We start from the raw sequence: 14,643 nt of genomic DNA on the forward strand, positions 1-14,643 counted from the left end.
TCACTTCGGCGCGAATTCGGGAAAGGCGCGCCTCAGGTTGCGCTCGATGCGCTCGCGCACCGGAAGCTCGGGCTCGACCGGGACGAATTCCTGGCCGGTCATCTGCTCGTAAAGGCGCACGTACTTGGCGCTGAACTCGGCGAGCGTCGCGGGCGGAATTTCGGGGATCGGCTCCTTGTAGGGATCGCAGCGCGCCGCGATCCAAAGTCTCAGGAATTCCTTGTCGAGGCTGTCGGGTTCGAGGCCCTGGTCCGCGCGCTCGGGATAGGTGGCGGCGATCCAGTAACGGCTGGAATCGGGCGTGTGAATTTCGTCGGCGACGCGCAGCCTTCCTTCGCGGTCGAGGCCGAATTCGTACTTGGTGTCGACCAGGATCAACCCTTGCGCGGCGGCGAGATCCCGCCCGCGCCGGAACAGCGCCATGCCTAAGCGCTCGATCTCGCGCCAGCGATCGGCGGGCACCAGGCCGCGCGCGACGATCTCGGCGGCGGTGATCGGCACGTCGTGGGCGGTCGCGCCTTTGTCCGTGGTGGCGCCCTTGGTGGTCGGCGTGATCAGGGTCGCGGACAGGCGCTGGTTCTTGCGCATGCCGTCGGGAAGCCGGTGGCCGTAAACGACGCGCGCGCCCGTCGCGTATTGGGTCCAGATGCTGGTCGAGGTCGCGCCGGTGAGATAATCGCGCACCACCACCTCGACCGGGATCATGTCGAGCTTGATCCCGACCGTCACGTTCGGGTCCGGGTAGGCGAGCACGTGGCTCGGGCAGACGTCGGCGGTGGCGTCGAACCAATAGCGCGCCGTTTGCGTCAGCACTTGGCCCTTGAACGGAACCGCCGCCAACACCTGATCGAACGCCGACTGGCGGTCGGTCGCGATCATGATCCGCCGGCCGTCGGGCAGGTCGTAGGAATCGCGTACCTTGCCGCGCTGGAAATTGGGCAGCCACGGAAAGTGAGCGTCGGTCAGACAGCGGCCGAGGCTGTTCAAGTAATCGATCACCATGCGCGCTCCCGAACCTATTTCCCCTGTTGCCCCGCTCGGGCCCGACCGCTAGCTTCCGCCGATCATGCCCGCTTTGACCCGCACGCTCGCGGCTCGCGTGTTCGTGCCTTTCGCGGTCGGCTATTTCCTTTCCTACCTGGGCCGGGTTGTCAACGCCGTGCTGGCGCCGCGCCTGATGGCCGAATTCGATCTCGGCGCGGCCGATCTCGGCTTTTTGACCAGCGTCTATTTCCTGGCCTTCGCCGCGTTCCAACTGCCGCTCGGCATCCTGCTCGACCGCTTCGGGCCGAAGCGGGTCGAAGCGGCGTTGATCCTGGTCGCGGCCCTCGGCGCCTTCGGATTTGGGATGGCGGGCGGGCTGGCCGGGCTCGTTTCGGGTCGCGCCCTGATGGGGCTCGGCGTTTCCGCTTGCCTGGTGGCGCCCTTCACCGCCTACCGCATCTGGTTTCCGGCCGCACGGGTGCCGCTCGCCAACGGCCTCCTGATGTCGTGCGGCGGCCTCGGCGCCATCGCCGGCACCGTGCCGGTCGAGGTGACGCTCGGATTCGTCGGCTGGCGCGGCGTGCTGATGCTTTATGCGCTGGCCATCGTCGCCGCCGCGGCCCTGATCTACCTTGTCGTTCCCGACGACGGCCGAACCGGCAAGCCGCCGCCGCTCGCCCGCCAGTTGCGCGAGCTGGTCGGCATCCTGCGCGATCCCTTGTTCGTGCGCGTGGTCGGCTCGACCGCGTTGATCCAGGGATCGTTCATCGGCCTGCAGAGCCTGTGGGTCGGCCCGTGGCTCGCGGACGTCGCCGGGCTCAAGGGCCCGGCCGTCGCCGATTATCTGCTCTGGATCGCGCTCGGCATGACCTCGGGCTACGCCGCCATGGGCGCGATCGCCGACCGGCTGGCGCGCCTCGGCATCGCCGCGCACACGGTCGCGCTGGCGGCGACCGTCGGCCTGCTCGCGACCCAGGGCGCCATCGTCCTGCTGCCGCCCGCCGAGGCGGCGCCGCTCTGGGTCCTGTTCACGTTCCTCGGCGCATCGAACGTGTTGTGGTATTCGGCGTTCTACCAGAGCTTTCCGCTCGAGATGGCCGGCCGCGCCGCGACCGCGTTCAACGTCTCGGTTTTTCTCGGAACCTTCGCCTGCCAGTGGGGCGTCGGCGTGGTGGTCGATTTCTGGCCGCGCGGCGCGGACGGATCGTATCCGCCGGAAGCCTATCGTGCCGCGTTCGCGGCGCTGCTCGCGGCCCAAACCGCCGGACTTGCCTGGTACATGCTCAAACGCCGGGCGAAATTTCGCACCTGAATCAGGGCAGCGTCAGCGGCGCGGTCGCCGGTCCGTCCGCCTCGAAGCCCTGGACCCAAAGCGTGCCGCGCCGAGCGTTGGCGACCACCGCCGCCCGCGTGGTGCGGTTGAGGATCGGCGCGGTCAGCCATGCGAAGCCGTCGGGCGCGCGGCGATGGATTTCGGCCAGCGTTCGCGCGCGCTTGACGCTGTCGGCCCCCCGCGCGCGGCCCGGCCGGTGGAATCCCTGCCAATGGTTGGCGGAACACGCGGGCGATTCGCGCACGCTCGCGCCCGTTTCGGTGCGCTCGATCACGCAGCCTTGGTCCGGCTCCGCGCCGCTCAGGACGAAGATCGCGGGCAGGCACATGGGCGTTTCGACGAGCTGGGCGCGTGCTTCGGCGTAAGTACGGCAGGTATCGAACACGCGCCGCAACAGATGCGCGGGCGGAAGCTGGCCGCGCGCCGCGAGGCGGATGCGCGTGACCGCCCAATCGAGCCAACAGGAAGGCGTGTAGCGCGGCATCGGCGCCTGATTGAGCGCGGCGGCGAATCGGCCGGGCGCCATCGCGGTGGCGATGCCGGCGAATCCGGGCCACGTGACGTTCAGGTAATCCCCGGCCGCGCCCGACTGCCGGGCGACCACCAGGGCGCGGCCGAGACCGTCGAGCGGCCAGTCGAGGGTGCGCAGCATCCGGTTGCCGGCACCCGAAGGATCGGGCGCGACGCCGCTGGTGCAGGTCCATTCGTAGGAGAGGTTGAGAAGATGCGCGCCCGCGCGCCCCAAGCGCGCGGCGACCGTGTCGATCTCCGGCAGGTAGGGATTGTTCGCGCGCATCAGCCATTGTCGCGAAAGCGCGTCGCCGAGGCGAAGCGGGATCCGGCCGTAGCGCGTTTCGGCCGAGGCGAGAATCAGGGCCAACCGCTCGGGCGCGGAGGCGGCGAGCGCGTCGGCGCCGCCGCCGCCGATATCGAAAACCGGAATCGGTGCCGGAAGTTTGGAGACGAAAGCGAAACTGTCGTGCATGCGTGATCCGAGCGACGGAGCATCCGGGAAAGGCCGATTTCCTCCGCCGGGGATATGTTCTAGGATGTTCCCCCTGCCGAATCCAGGACGCCGTTCCGATGATCCCCCGCTACAGCCGCCCGGCGATGGCCGCCATCTGGGAGCCCGCCAACAAGTTCCGCATCTGGTTCGAGATCGAGGCGCACGCGGCCGACGCGCTGGCGCAAACCGGCGCCATTCCGAAATCGGCCGCCGCCGCTGTGCGCAAGCGCGGCCGCGCGCCCTATACGCCCGACCGGATCGCCCGCATCGACGCGATCGAGGCCGAGGTCAAGCACGACGTCATCGCCTTCCTGACCGAACTCGCCGAACGGGTCGGGCCGGAGGCGCGCTTCGTCCACCAGGGCTTGACGTCCTCCGACGTGCTCGACACCTGCCTCGCCGTGCAGATGGTCGAAGCCGCCGATCTGCTGATCGCGGACGTCGACCGGCTGCTGGCGGCGTTGGCCAAGCGCGCGCGGCAATACAAGAATACGCCGTGCATCGGCCGCAGCCACGGCATCCACGCCGAGCCGACGACCTTCGGCCTCAAGCTCCTCGGCTTTTACGCCGAGTTCCAGCGCGCCCGCGCCCGCCTCGTCGCCGCGCGCGCCGAGGCCGGCACCTGCGCCATCTCCGGCGCGGTCGGCACCTTCGCCCACATCGACCCCCGGGTCGAGGCGCACGTCGCCGCCAAGCTCGGCCTGGTGCCGGAGCCGGTTTCGACCCAAGTCATCCCGCGCGACCGCCATGCGGCCTACGTCGCGGCGTTGGCGGTCGTCGCCAGCTCGGTCGAGCGCCTGGCGGTCGAGATTCGCCACCTGCAGCGCACCGAGGTGGCCGAGGCCGAGGAGTTCTTCGCGCCGGGACAGAAGGGCTCGTCGGCGATGCCGCACAAGCGCAACCCGGTGCTGACCGAGAACGTCACCGGACTCGCGCGCCTCGTGCGCGCCGCCGCGATCCCGGCGTTCGAGAACGTGGCGCTGTGGCACGAACGCGACATTTCGCACTCCTCGGTCGAGCGGGTCGCGCTGCCGGACGCGACCATCGCCCTCGACTTCGCGCTCGCGCGGCTCGCCGGCGTGATCGAGAAGCTGGTGATCTATCCCGACGCCATGCGCCGCAACCTCGACCGCCTGGGCGGGCTCGTGCATTCGCAGCAGGTGCTGCTCGCGCTGACCCAGGCGGGCGTCAGCCGCGAGAAGGCCTACGCGCTGGTGCAGCGCCATGCGCTCGAGACGTGGAAGAAAGGCGGAAGCTTCCAGAAACGGCTGCAGGCCGAGCCGGAGGTCGCGAAGCGTCTCGGCCGCGCGAAGCTCGCGGCGCTGTTCGACGTGCGCCGACACCTCCGCCACGTGGATACGATTTTCGCCCGCGTGCTTGGAACCAAGGCCGCGCGCGATCGCAAAAAAAGCTGATTACTTCTTGCCCTGGTCCCTGGCGACCTGCTCGAGGGCGACGGCGTGGCAACGCCGCATTTCCTTCTCCACCTCGGCGCGGACGAGGGTGATGTTCCGCGCTTCCGCGTCCTTCATGATCTTGTCGAGAAGGTCGTCGTGCCCGGGCTTATCCAGATCGGCGATCGCCAGTTCCTTGCCGTAGGCCTGGCGCTGGTCGGCGGACATGCCGAACCTTTCGCCCACCCATTCCGCCAGCATCTTGTTGCCGCGCGAGGTGGCCTTGAATTTCAACTCCTCGTCGAGCTTGAATTTCGCCTCAAAACCCTTTTCGCGTTCGTTGAAGACATCGGCCATCGGCTGCTCCGGTCAAAAGTTGGGGGCGTTCGGGCGCCGGAAATGTATGGTGGACGGCCGCGGCTTGCAACGGCCATGGCACGAGCGCGCCTTCGGACATAACATTCCGCCATGTGCACCGTCGTCGTCCTCTTCCGCCCCGGCCACGCCTGGCCGCTGATCCTTGCCGCGAACCGCGACGAGATGATCGATCGGCCGTGGCGCGCGCCCGGCCGCCACTGGCCCGACCGACCGCGCGTGGTCGCGGGCCAAGACCAACTCGCGGGCGGAACCTGGCTCGGGCGCAACGACGAAGGCGTCGTCGCCGGGATCCTCAACCGGCCGGGCTCCCTCGGACCCGAAAAGGGCAAGCGGAGCCGGGGCGAGTTGCCGCTCGCGGCGCTCGACCGCGCCGACGCGCGTGCCGCCGCCGACGCGCTCGCCCGCGTCGATCCCGGCGCCTACCGTACGTTCAACATGGTCGTCGCCGACCGCCGATCCGCGTTCTGGCTGCGGCGCGCCGACGAAACCGACATGATCGAATCGTTTCCGATGCCGGAAGGGCTGTCGATGATCACCGCCCACGATCGCAACGATTCCGCGTCGGCCCGCATCCGGCATTATCTGCCGCTGTTCGCCGAGGCGACCCCGCCCGATCCCGGCGCGGGCGACTGGGCGGATTGGCGGGCGCTGCTGGCGAGCGGCGAGACGGCGCCCGGCGCGGGCCCGCGCGAGGCGATGTTCATCGCGCCCGATCGCGGCTACGGCACCGTGTCGTCCTCGCTCGTCGCGCTGCCCGCGAACGCCGATGCCGGTCCGGTCTGGCTGTTCGCGCCGGGCTTTCCGAATCCCGCGCCGTTCGCGCCCGTGGCGGCGTAGGCCCGGCCGCCAAAAACCCGCGGAAACGGCGCGGAATCGAGATAACGCGGACCATTTGTTTTCGCGGGGACCCCCTGCTATACCAACCTCGTTCAGCCGCGATTTCCGCCTCCCCAACCCCGGCCGACCCATGACCCGGCGCAGACGCATCTATGAGGGCAAGGCCAAGGTCCTGTTCGAAGGACCCGAGCCCGGAACCCTGGTCCAGTACTTCAAGGACGACACCGCCGTCGAAGGCGACGACAAGACCTCGGTCGTCACCGGCAAGGGCGTCCTCAACAACCGGATTTCCGAATACCTGATGACGCGCTTGAACGAAATCGGCGTGCCGACCCACTTCGTCCGCCGCCTCAACATGCGCGAGCAATTGGTGCGCGAGGCCGAAATCATTCCGATCCAGGTGGTGGTGCGCAACGCCGCCGCCGGATCGCTCGCCCAGCGCTTCGGCATCGCCGAGGGCACGGCGCTGCCGCGCTCGATCGTCGAATTCTACTACAAGGCCGAAAACGGCCAGCGGCCGATGGTGTCGGAAGAACACATCACCGCCTTCGGTTGGGCCGCGCCCGAGGATCTGGACGAGATGATGAATCTCGCGCTCAGGGTCAACGACTTTCTCTCCGGGTTGTTCCTCGGCATCGGCCTCAGGCTGGTCGACTTCAAGGTCGAATTCGGGCGCTTGTGGGAAAACGATTACATGCGGATCGTGCTCGCCGACGAAATCAGCCCGGACAATTGCCGGCTGTGGGACATCAAGACCAGCGAGCGGTTCGACCGCGACCGGGTGATCCGCGGCCAGGGCCCGGTCGAGGAAGTCTATCAGGAAGTCGCCCGCCGGCTCGGCATCCTGCCCGAGGGCGGCCCGCGCGACCTCAAGGGCCCCAAGGTGATGCAGTAGCCCTCTAAAATAAGAAAGAGCCAGCGTCTTGAAGGCCCGCATCCACGTCACGCTCAAGAACGGCGTCCTCGATCCGCAAGGCAAGGCGATCGGGCACGCGCTCGCCGGCCTCGGCTTCGCCGGCATCGGCGAAGTGCGCCAGGGCAAGTTCATCGAGCTGGAATTGGCCGAGCGCGACAAAAATCGCGCGCGCGAATCGGTCGACGCCATGTGCCGCAAGCTGCTCGCCAACACCGTGATCGAGAACTACACGATCGAGATCGCCGACTGATGCGCGCCGCCGTCATCGTCTTTCCCGGCTCCAACTGCGACCGCGACGTCCAGGTCGCGCTCGCGCAGAGCATGGGCCGGGAGCCGGCGATGGTCTGGCACCGCGAAACCGAGCTGCCCCGGGTCGACCTGATCGTGCTCCCCGGCGGCTTTTCCTACGGCGACTATCTCAGGAGCGGCGCCATGGCCGCGCGTTCGCCGGTGATGCGCGAAGTGATCGCCCGCGCCGAAAAGGGCGTACCGGTGCTCGGCATCTGCAACGGATTCCAGGTGCTGACCGAAACCGGGCTCCTGCCCGGCGCCCTGATGCGCAACGCCGGCCTGAAGTTCATCTGCCGCGACGTGTGGCTGAAGGTGGAGACCGCCGACAGCGTTTTCACCGGCGGCTACGCCAGGGATCAGGTGATCCGCATCCCGGTCGCCCACGCCGACGGCAACTATTTCGCCGACGCCGAGACCTTGAAGCGGCTGGAGGCCGAAGGCCGGATCGCGTTCCGCTATTGCGACGACCGCGGCCGCGTCACCGCGGAGGCCAACATCAACGGCAGCCTCGGCAACATCGCCGGTATCCTGAGCGAAAAGCGCAACGTGCTCGGCCTGATGCCGCACCCCGAGCGGCTGGCCGATCCGGAACTCGGCGGCACCGACGGGCGCGCCATGTTCGACCATTTCATCCGCGTTCTGCACTGATCGCGCCCCGCCGGAGAGTCGCCTTGCTGATCCCGCTGCACGACGAGAACCCGCTCCGCCACATCCGTTTCCAGTACGTCACGGTCGCGATCATCGCCGTGTGCGTCGCGGTGTTTCTCTACCAATCGACGCTGGACGTCCGCGCTGAGCGGGTGTTCGTGATGAGCTATGGCGCGATTCCGGCGGCCGTGTTCGGCCTCGCCGAGCGCGGGGCTGAGATCTCGGCGATCCCGCCGTCCGTCACGCTTCTCACCAGCATGTTTCTGCACGGCGGCTTCATGCACCTCGCCGGCAACATGCTGTTCCTGTGGGTGCTCGGCGACAACGTCGAGGACGCCATGGGCCACGCGCGCTACGTCGCGTTCTATCTGTTGTCGGGCCTCGCCGCGGCGCTGGCGCACGCCGGGCTCGATCCCGTCTCCAAGATTCCGATGATCGGGGCAAGCGGCGCGATCTCCGGCGTCATCGGCGCCTACTTGATTCTGCACCCCAAGGCGCCGATCAAGACTCTCGTTCTGCGCATGATCGTTTATCTCCCGGCCTGGGTGGTGCTGGGCCTCTGGTTCGCGTTCCAGCTGATCAACGTGGCGATGACGCCGAAGGGCGCGGGCGGCGTCGCGTGGTGGGCGCACATCGGCGGCTTCGTCGCCGGTGCGATCCTGATTTTCCTGTTCCGCAAGCGCGACGTGACGCTGTTCGACCGCGGCTACGTGCCGAAATCACGCCGCCGTTCCATCATTCCCAATTCGGAGTAGCGCGGTTGAGCAACGACGTCACCCCGGAAGTCGTCGCCGCCCACGGCCTGTCGCCGGACGAATACCGCCGGATTCTCGGCATCATGGGGCGCGCGCCCAATCTGACCGAACTCGGCATCTTTTCGGTCATGTGGTCGGAGCATTGTTCCTACAAATCCTCGAAGAAGTGGCTGAAGACCCTGCCGACCAGCGCGCCCTGGGTGATCCAGGGGCCGGGCGAGAACGCGGGCGTGATCGACATCGGCGACGGTCAGGCCGCGATCTTCAAGATGGAAAGCCACAATCATCCGTCGTTCATCGAGCCCTATCAGGGCGCGGCGACCGGCGTCGGCGGCATCCTGCGCGACGTGTTCACCATGGGTGCCAGGCCGATCGCCAATCTCAACGCGCTCCGCTTCGGCGGTCCCGACCATCCCAAGACCCGGCACCTGGTCGCGGGCGTGGTCGCCGGAATCGGCGGCTACGGCAACTGCGTCGGCGTGCCCACCGTCGGCGGCGAATGCAACTTCCACGCCGGCTACGACGGCAACATCCTGGTCAACGCCATGACCGTCGGCCTCGCCGACGCCGATCGCATTTTCTACGCCAAGGCCGCCGGAGTCGGAAACCCGATCGTCTACGTCGGCTCCAAGACCGGGCGCGACGGCATCCACGGCGCGACCATGGCGAGCGCCGAGTTCACCGACGATTCCGAGGAAAAGCGTCCGACCGTGCAGGTCGGCGATCCGTTCACCGAGAAGCTCCTGATCGAGGCGTGCCTGGAACTGATGGCGACCGACGCCATCGTCGCCATCCAGGACATGGGCGCGGCGGGTCTGACCTCGTCCTCCTTCGAAATGGCCTCCAAGGGCGGGCTCGGGGTCGAATTGAACCTCGACCACGTGCCGCAGCGCGAAACCGGCATGACCGCCTACGAGATGATGCTGTCGGAAAGCCAGGAACGCATGCTGATGGTCCTGAAACCAGGACGCGAGGACGAAGCGCGGCGCATCTTCGAAAAATGGGAGCTCGATTTCGCGGTCATCGGCAAGCTGACCGACACCGGCCACATGGTCCTGAAGCACAAGGGCGCGATCGTCGGCGACCTGCCGATCGATCCCTTGGCGCAGGCCTCGCCCGAATACGACCGCCCCTGGACGCCGCCGCCGAAGCGCGCCGTCCTCGATCCCGCCGACGTACCGGCGCCCAACGATATTCCCGGCGCCCTCGTCGCCCTGATCGGCTCGCCGGATCTCTGTTCCAAGCGCTGGATCTGGGAACAGTACGATCACATGGTGATGGCCGACACCGCGCAGCGCCCGGGCGGCGACGCCGCCGTGGTGCGCGTGCACGGCACGCGGAAGGCCCTCGCCATGACCTCCGATTCGACGCCGCGCTACTGCTTCGCCGATCCGGTCGAGGGCGGCAAGCAGGCGGTCGCCGAAGCGTGGCGGAATCTCACCGCCGTCGGCGCAAGGCCGCTCGCGCTCACCGACAACATGAACTTCGGCAACCCGGAGCGGCCCGAGATCATGGGCCAGTTCGTCGGCTGCGTCCAAGGCATGGCGGAGGCCTGCCGCGCGCTCGACTTCCCGGTCGTTTCCGGCAACGTCTCGCTCTACAACGAAACCAACGGCAAGGCGATTCCGCCGACGCCCACCATCGGCGGCGTCGGCTTGATCGCCGACGTGGCGCGCATGGCGACGCTCGCCTTCAAGGCGGTCGGCGATGCGATCGTGCTGGTGGGCGAAACCAAGGGCCATCTCGGCTGCTCGCTTTACTTGCGCGAGATTCTCAAACGCGAGGACGGCGCCCCGCCGCCGGTCGATCTCGCGGCCGAGCGCAAGAACGGTGATTTCGTTCGCGACCTCATCGGGCGCGGCGCGGTCGGCGCCGTCCACGATCTTTCCGACGGCGGGCTTCTGGTCGGCATTGCCGAGATGGCGCTCGCCTCCGGCATCGGCGCCGAGATCGCGCCGCCGCAAGGAACGCCCCCTCTGCACGCATGGCTATTCGGCGAGGATCAGGCCCGCTACCTGCTGACCGTCCGCGAGGCGGACGCGTTCCTCGCCGCCGCCGCGAAAGCGGGGGTCAAGGCCGCGATCGTCGGGCGCACCGGCGGCGACGGCTTGACGGTGCACGGCGAACGGTCCATATCCCTTGCCGAACTGCGCGCGGCCCACGAGGGCTGGCTGCCCCGTTACATGGCGGGCGGCGCGTAACGACACTTCGAGGTTGACGTTCATGCCGATGGCGGCGTTCGAAATCGAGCGGTTGATCAAGCAAGGCATCCCCGACGCCAAGGTCACGATCGAGGATTTGCGCGGCGACGGCGACCATTACGCCGCCCGGGTCGAATCCGCGGCCTTCAAGGGCAAGTCGCGGGTGCAACAGCACCAACTCGTCTATCAGGCGCTGCAGGGCCGCATGGGCGGGGCGTTGCACGCGCTGCAACTGACCACCGTCGCCCCGGATTGACGTTCGACCGGATTCGAGAATCGACGCAACGCAAAGGAACCGCACATGAGCGAACCCGCCGTCTTCGCCCGCATCCGCGAAGAGATCGCCGAAAACCCCGTCACCCTTTTCATGAAGGGTTCGCCGATCTTTCCCCAATGCGGATTTTCCGCCGCCGTGGTCGGCGTCCTCAGCCACATGAACGTCAAGTTCAAGGGCATCGACGTGCTCTCCGACCAGGATATCCGCGAGGGCATCAAGGCCTTCTCCAACTGGCCGACCATTCCGCAGCTCTACGTCAAGGGCGAGTTCGTCGGCGGCTGCGACATCGTGCGCGAAATGTACCAGTCGGGCGAACTGCAGAAGCTGCTCAAGGACAAGGGCGTGCCGTTCGCCGACGCGTGAGTCCGTCCGACGCGAGCGCGCGTGGACATAGGGCCCGGGGGAACTCCCGCGGCCCTTTTTTCCGGGCATAACGGCGGTTTTCCGCTAGTCGGAAATCGCCCCGAGTGCTATACAGCCACCCCACGAGTGCGCCGGACGATTCCATCCGGGCGCGACGGTTGCCGCCACACGGCGGCCTTCGCCGCTACCTTCGTCGCCCCCGCATTCACGCTTTCACATGGCACGGCTTTGAAACCGACCTGACGGTCGGTTTTGTTCCATTTGGAGGATTTGCGTGGCGGCGGAAATTGGGTCTTTCGGTTATCGGCGGCGGCTGGCCAGTATTTTTCCGTTTCTGGAATGGCTGCCGCTCGTCAACCGCCGCACCATGACGGCGGACTTGAGCGCCGGGTTGACCGGCGCGATCGTCGTCCTGCCGCAGGGCGTGGCGTTCGCCACCATCGCCGGCATGCCGCCGGAATACGGGCTCTACGCCGGGATCGTGCCGGCCATCGTCGCGGCGATGTTCGGTTCCTCCTGGCACCTGGTGTCGGGCCCGACCACCGCGGCCTCGATCGTTCTCTATTCGTCGCTCAGCGTCATGGCCACCCCGGGCACGACGGACTACGTACAGCTGGCCATCACGCTCGCCTTCATGGTCGGCGTGCTCGAAATCGTCATGGGGGTGTTCCGGCTCGGCGCATTGGTCAATTTCATTTCCCATTCGGTGGTGATCGGCTTCACCGCCGGCGCCGGCATTCTGATCGCCGCCAACCAAGCCAAGAACTTCTTCGGCCTGTCGATCCCGCGGGGCGCGTCGTTCCACGACGTCGCCGTCTACCTGTTCGAGCACATCGACGAAAGCTCCCTGGCGGTGACGACGGTCAGCGTCGTCACCCTGCTGACCGGAATCGTCGCCCGGCGACTGATCCCCCGCGTTCCCTACATGCTGGTGGCGATCGTCGTCGGCAGCCTGGTCGGCCTGGTTCTCGAGTTCGGTCTCGGCGCGGCGATCCCGATGGTCGGGGCGTTGCCTTCGCACCTGCCGCCGTTGTCGATGCCGGATTTCTCGATGCAGAAGATGCGCGATCTGGCGCCGACCGCGCTCGCGGTCACCCTGTTCGCGCTGACCGAGGCGATTTCGATCTCGCGCGCGCTGGCGGTGCGCAGCGGCCAGCACATCAGCAGCAACCAGGAATTCATCGGCCAGGGACTTTCCAACATCGCTGGAAGCTTTTTTTCCGCTTACGTCGCGACCGGTTCCTTCAACCGCAGCGGCCTCAACTACGACGCGGGCGCGCGCACGCCGTTGGCGGCGATGATCGGGGGAGCGGCGTTGCTTGCCGTCCTCGTCCTGGTCGCGCCGCTGGTCGCGTATCTTCCCGACGCGGCGATGGCGGGCATCCTGTTTTTGGTCGCCTGGGGGCTGATCGACTTCAAGCATATCGCCCAGATCGCCCGCACCAGCCGTTCGGAAACCGCCGTGCTCGCGGTTACGTTCGTCGCCACGCTCTTGTTCCCGCTCGAATTCGCCATCCTCGCCGGCGTTCTGTTGTCGCTGCTGCTTTATCTCAACCGCACCTCGCACCCGACCATCCTGTCGCGGGTTCCCGACCCCGCGGCGGAAAGGCGGAAGTTCACCTCCGCCCACCAATTGCCCGAATGCCCGCAAGTCAAGATTTTGCGCATCGACGGCTCGTTGTTCTTCGGCGCGGTCAACTATTTCCAGGAAACCCTGCGCGCCTACGAACGCAAGCAGCCCGAGCAGAAGCACGTCGCGTTGTTCATGTCGGGGGTCAACTTCACCGACGTCGCCGGCGCCGAGGCGTTGGCCCAGGCGGCGCGCCGGCAACGGGATCGCGGCGGCGGGCTTTACCTCATCAACACCAAGGAAGCGGTTTTGTCCCGCCTGCGCCGCGGCCGCTACATCGACGAGATCGGCGCCGGCAACATCTTCGCCTCGAAAACCGAGGCGTTTGCGACCATCTACCGTAGCCTCGACCGGCCGACGTGCCAGGCCTGCCGCGCGCGCATTTTCAGGGAATGCTTGGACGAATACGGCAAGCCCGAGCCGTTGCCCGAGGCGCCCCGCGTCTTCCCCGAGCTCGCCGAGGGCAAGGCGCCGAAGCGCATTCTCGCGGTGCCCGCCCTCGATTTGGGCGATCACGCGCTCGCCGAATACGCCTGGGCGCTGGCGCAATCGCGCGGCGCCAAGCTCGCCTTCGGCCATGTCGCCGAGTGGGAGCCGGGACTCGGGTTCGAAAGCTACCTGACCCCGGCCGAGGTCGAGAAAAAGCTGGAGGAGATCGTGCGCCGCAAGCTTGCCGACCTGGCGGCCGAAGTCGGCGCGATGGAAGCGGAAACCCTGGTCGCGTTCCCCGGCTGGGATCGCGGTCTCGCCGATTTGGCGCGCGCCTGGAAACCCGACCTGGTGATCGTGCCGTCGAACAAGAGCCACGACCTCTCGGGCGGCGGCCGCCTGGTGGTGCGCGACTGGGAATGCGACGCGGTCATCTTCCGGGTGCCGTGGTTCGGGGCGCTCGGCCGCGCGATGAAGTCCCTATGGGCCGATCCCGACGGCAGCGCGCGTTGACCCCCGTACCGATGAAAAAGGGCCGCGAGTTTCCTCGCGGCCCTTCGTCGTTCGGCGGATACGGCGATCAGCGCGAATAGAATTCGACCACCAGGTTCGGCTCCATCTGCACCGGGTACGGCACGTCGCCGAATTTGGGCGTGCGCACGAAGGTGCCTTTCATGGCCGAATGATCGACCTGGAGGTAATCGGGCACGTCGCGTTCGGCGAGCTGGACGGACGCCAGCACCGAGGCGAGCTGCTTGGACGATTCCTTGAGTTCGATGGTGTCGCCGTCCTTGACCAGATAGGACGGGATGTTGACCCGCCGGCCGTTGACCTTGACGTGGCCGTGGTTGACGAACTGGCGCGCGGCGAAAACGGTGGGCACGAACTTCATGCGGTAGACGACCGCGTCGAGGCGCCGTTCCAGGAGCCCGATCAGATGTTCGGAGGTGTCGCCCTTCCGGCGCGCGGCTTCGGCGTAATAGCGGCGGAACTGGCGCTCGCCGATATTGCCGTAATAGCCCTTCAATTTTTGTTTGGCGCGCAGCTGGGTGCCGAAGTCGGACGGCTTGCGGCCGCGCCGCTGGCCATGCTGGCCGGGGCCGTATTCGCGAACGTTGAGGGGACTTTTCGGCCGACCCCAGAGATTGGCGTTGAGGCGGCGATTGATCTTGTACTTGGACTCGGCGCGTTTGGTCATGTG

The 14,643-nt window shown here is 67.3% G+C and carries 14 protein-coding genes and 1 pseudogene; 11 read left to right on the forward strand and 4 right to left on the reverse strand.

The genetic code is table 11. The features are described from left to right. Window positions 1-1,002 carry a phosphoribosylaminoimidazolesuccinocarboxamide synthase gene (locus FJ311_00830; GenBank protein ID MBM3949981.1) on the reverse strand — a complete coding sequence of 334 codons (1,002 nt, stop codon included), beginning with the start codon at window positions 1,000-1,002 and terminating at the stop codon, window positions 1-3. A gap of 64 nt (window positions 1,003-1,066) precedes the next feature. Between FJ311_00830 and FJ311_00835 the strand changes: the two genes are divergently transcribed. Beyond that, window positions 1,067-2,296 (forward strand): MFS transporter, encoded by a 1,230-nt coding sequence (locus FJ311_00835; GenBank protein ID MBM3949982.1) that lies wholly within the window; start codon window positions 1,067-1,069, stop codon window positions 2,294-2,296. Window position 2,297: 1 nt separating this feature from the next. Here FJ311_00835 and FJ311_00840 read toward each other — a convergent pair whose 3' ends face one another. Continuing rightward, window positions 2,298-3,302, reverse strand: a complete 1,005-nt coding sequence (locus FJ311_00840) for a hypothetical protein (protein MBM3949983.1) — start codon at window positions 3,300-3,302, stop codon at window positions 2,298-2,300. A gap of 98 nt (window positions 3,303-3,400) precedes the next feature. Between FJ311_00840 and FJ311_00845 the strand changes: the two genes are divergently transcribed. Further along, entirely contained in the window at window positions 3,401-4,738 is a 1,338-nt protein-coding gene (locus tag FJ311_00845) for an adenylosuccinate lyase (protein ID MBM3949984.1), read from the forward strand. Here the strand turns inward: FJ311_00845 and FJ311_00850 are convergent, their stop codons facing one another. After that, on the reverse strand, window positions 4,739-5,074 hold the full coding sequence (locus tag FJ311_00850) for a DUF1476 domain-containing protein (protein ID MBM3949985.1): 336 nt from the start codon (window positions 5,072-5,074) through the stop codon (window positions 4,739-4,741). Between the two features lie 111 nt (window positions 5,075-5,185). On the opposite strand from FJ311_00850, the gene FJ311_00855 reads away from it, so the two are divergent. The 9 genes and pseudogenes from FJ311_00855 (at window position 5,186) to FJ311_00895 (ending at window position 13,415) form a co-directional block, all read left to right on the forward strand. Continuing rightward, window positions 5,186-5,932 (forward strand): NRDE family protein, encoded by a 747-nt coding sequence (locus tag FJ311_00855; protein MBM3949986.1) that lies wholly within the window; start codon window positions 5,186-5,188, stop codon window positions 5,930-5,932. 130 nt (window positions 5,933-6,062) lie between these two features. Next, on the forward strand, window positions 6,063-6,827 hold the full coding sequence (locus tag FJ311_00860) for a phosphoribosylaminoimidazolesuccinocarboxamide synthase (GenBank protein MBM3949987.1): 765 nt from the start codon (window positions 6,063-6,065) through the stop codon (window positions 6,825-6,827). Between the two features lie 28 nt (window positions 6,828-6,855). After that, the gene (gene purS / locus FJ311_00865) at window positions 6,856-7,098 is read left to right on the forward strand and encodes a phosphoribosylformylglycinamidine synthase subunit PurS (protein MBM3949988.1); all 243 of its coding nucleotides are present in this window, start codon (window positions 6,856-6,858) and stop codon (window positions 7,096-7,098) included. Continuing rightward, complete coding sequence (gene purQ / locus FJ311_00870) at window positions 7,098-7,787, forward strand: phosphoribosylformylglycinamidine synthase subunit PurQ (GenBank protein ID MBM3949989.1); 690 nt, start codon at window positions 7,098-7,100, stop codon at window positions 7,785-7,787. The genes purS and purQ overlap by 1 nt, the downstream gene beginning before the upstream one ends. A gap of 26 nt (window positions 7,788-7,813) precedes the next feature. Then, complete coding sequence (locus FJ311_00875) at window positions 7,814-8,542, forward strand: rhomboid family intramembrane serine protease (GenBank protein ID MBM3949990.1); 729 nt, start codon at window positions 7,814-7,816, stop codon at window positions 8,540-8,542. An 83-nt stretch (window positions 8,543-8,625) separates the two neighbouring features. Next, on the forward strand, window positions 8,626-10,743 hold the full coding sequence (gene purL, locus FJ311_00880; protein MBM3949991.1) for a phosphoribosylformylglycinamidine synthase subunit PurL: 2,118 nt from the start codon (window positions 8,626-8,628) through the stop codon (window positions 10,741-10,743). 22 nt (window positions 10,744-10,765) lie between these two features. Next, a complete protein-coding gene (locus FJ311_00885) occupies window positions 10,766-10,999 on the forward strand; it encodes a BolA family transcriptional regulator (GenBank protein ID MBM3949992.1) in 234 nt (77 codons plus the stop codon). 45 nt (window positions 11,000-11,044) lie between these two features. Then, a complete protein-coding gene (grxD, locus tag FJ311_00890; protein ID MBM3949993.1) occupies window positions 11,045-11,383 on the forward strand; it encodes a Grx4 family monothiol glutaredoxin in 339 nt (112 codons plus the stop codon). A gap of 367 nt (window positions 11,384-11,750) precedes the next feature. Continuing rightward, a pseudogene (locus tag FJ311_00895) lies at window positions 11,751-13,415 on the forward strand (SulP family inorganic anion transporter). 607 nt (window positions 13,416-14,022) lie between these two features. Here the strand turns inward: FJ311_00895 and rpsD are convergent. Further along, on the reverse strand, window positions 14,023-14,640 hold the full coding sequence (gene rpsD / locus FJ311_00900; GenBank protein ID MBM3949994.1) for a 30S ribosomal protein S4: 618 nt from the start codon (window positions 14,638-14,640) through the stop codon (window positions 14,023-14,025). Window positions 14,641-14,643: the final 3 nt, after the last annotated feature.

This window comes from Rhodospirillales bacterium, from assembly GCA_016872535.1.
GTDB lineage: Bacteria > Pseudomonadota > Alphaproteobacteria > Rhodospirillales > 2-12-FULL-67-15 > 2-12-FULL-67-15.

What these genes read in the sequence shown, in the direction of transcription:
- FJ311_00835 (MBM3949982.1), top strand. Translation starts at nt 1,067, where the DNA reads ATGCCCGCTTTGACCCGCACGCTCGCGGCTCGCGTGTTCGTGCCTTTC.
- FJ311_00885 (MBM3949992.1), top strand. Translation starts at nt 10,766, where the DNA reads ATGCCGATGGCGGCGTTCGAAATCGAGCGGTTGATCAAGCAAGGCATC.
- FJ311_00840 (MBM3949983.1), bottom strand. Translation starts at nt 3,302, where the DNA reads ATGCACGACAGTTTCGCTTTCGTCTCCAAACTTCCGGCACCGATTCCG.
- FJ311_00830 (MBM3949981.1), bottom strand. Translation starts at nt 1,002, where the DNA reads ATGGTGATCGATTACTTGAACAGCCTCGGCCGCTGTCTGACCGACGCT.
- FJ311_00845 (MBM3949984.1), top strand. Translation starts at nt 3,401, where the DNA reads ATGATCCCCCGCTACAGCCGCCCGGCGATGGCCGCCATCTGGGAGCCC.
- grxD (MBM3949993.1), top strand. Translation starts at nt 11,045, where the DNA reads ATGAGCGAACCCGCCGTCTTCGCCCGCATCCGCGAAGAGATCGCCGAA.
- FJ311_00855 (MBM3949986.1), top strand. Translation starts at nt 5,186, where the DNA reads ATGTGCACCGTCGTCGTCCTCTTCCGCCCCGGCCACGCCTGGCCGCTG.
- rpsD (MBM3949994.1), bottom strand. Translation starts at nt 14,640, where the DNA reads ATGACCAAACGCGCCGAGTCCAAGTACAAGATCAATCGCCGCCTCAAC.
- purL (MBM3949991.1), top strand. Translation starts at nt 8,626, where the DNA reads ATGGGGCGCGCGCCCAATCTGACCGAACTCGGCATCTTTTCGGTCATG.
- FJ311_00850 (MBM3949985.1), bottom strand. Translation starts at nt 5,074, where the DNA reads ATGGCCGATGTCTTCAACGAACGCGAAAAGGGTTTTGAGGCGAAATTC.
- purQ (MBM3949989.1), top strand. Translation starts at nt 7,098, where the DNA reads ATGCGCGCCGCCGTCATCGTCTTTCCCGGCTCCAACTGCGACCGCGAC.
- FJ311_00860 (MBM3949987.1), top strand. Translation starts at nt 6,063, where the DNA reads ATGACCCGGCGCAGACGCATCTATGAGGGCAAGGCCAAGGTCCTGTTC.